We start from the raw sequence: 1,112 nt of genomic DNA, 5'->3' as shown, positions 1-1,112 counted from the left end.
ATCTCGATGCCACCGATATCGAGCCGTGGCTGATGACCACAGGGGTAGGCCTGCCCGGCATGGGAACGGGCACGTCGACGTCGCTTGCCGCCGATGCCGACTTCGGCAACGGGCTCCTGGTGCTGAGCGGCCTCACCGGCTCGATCAACAAGGCGGCGGTGTCCGGGGACGTCAACATCGACGCCAAGGACGGGCTGCCGCATCTCGCGGGGGCGCTGGCGCTCGACGAGCTCGATCTCGATCCGCTGGCGGTCTCGCTGTTCGGCGACCAGTCCTTCGCGCCCGCCAAGGGCGGCTGGCCGACGACGCCGTTCAGTCAGAAAGCGACCCTGCCGTTCAACGCCGACCTCGATCTCGACACCTCGGCGCTGGCCGTCGGGCCATTCGCGACGGCGCATGACGCTTCCTTCTCGCTGAAGCTCGATCGCGAAGGCATCCACGTCTCCGATCTCAAGGCGAAGCTCTATGGCGGCGACCTGACCGGTCTGTTCGACCTGAAGAACACGGAAGGCACCGGCCTGTTCTCCGGCCAGATGCGGCTGGCCGGCGGCGATCTTTCCGCGGTTCTCCCCGGTGCCGGTATCGGCGGCAGCGGTGATCTTTCGGCGGCGCTGTCGACCAGCGGCAAGTCGGTCGACGCCATGATCGCCGCTCTGTCCGGATCCGGCACCGCGGCGCTGAAGGGCTTGAACGTGGACGGCATCAATCCGGACGGCTTCGCCGCCATCATCGCCAAGGCCGATGCGGTCGGACGTGACATCGACACGGCCAAGACGGCTGAGTTCGCGCCGCAGATCGCCGGGGAGGGCAGCTTCGCCGCCGGCGACACGGACGTGGCCTTCACCGTCGCCAACGGGACGCTGCGGGCGCCGCCGATCAGCCTCGACAGTCCCGGCGCGAGCTTGTCCGCCGATGTGACCGCCGATCTCAACACCAGCACCGTCACCGCAAAGGGGACATTGACCTATCGTCCCGGCGACGAGGCTTTGGTCGGCTCGGAGCCTGCCGTCAATTTCAGCCTGGCCGGCCCGGTCGGGGGCGCTGCGCCCCAATTCGATAGCGGTCCGCTGGCGCAATTCCTGACGCAGCGCGCGCTGGAGAAGGAGCAGCAG

1 protein-coding gene is annotated in these 1,112 nt (G+C 68.1%); it reads left to right on the top strand.

Annotated features, from left to right (window positions below):
- On the top strand, positions 1 to 1,112 hold a 1,112-nt coding region (locus EOA28_RS36560; protein ID WP_149991726.1), incomplete at both ends, for an AsmA-like C-terminal region-containing protein.

Origin of the sequence: Mesorhizobium sp. M2A.F.Ca.ET.067.02.1.1, assembly GCF_004023285.1 — a bacterium.
Classification (GTDB): domain Bacteria; phylum Pseudomonadota; class Alphaproteobacteria; order Rhizobiales; family Rhizobiaceae; genus Mesorhizobium.
Note: the sequence above shows the minus strand (reverse complement) of the source record. Positions and strands in the feature narration are given on the sequence as shown.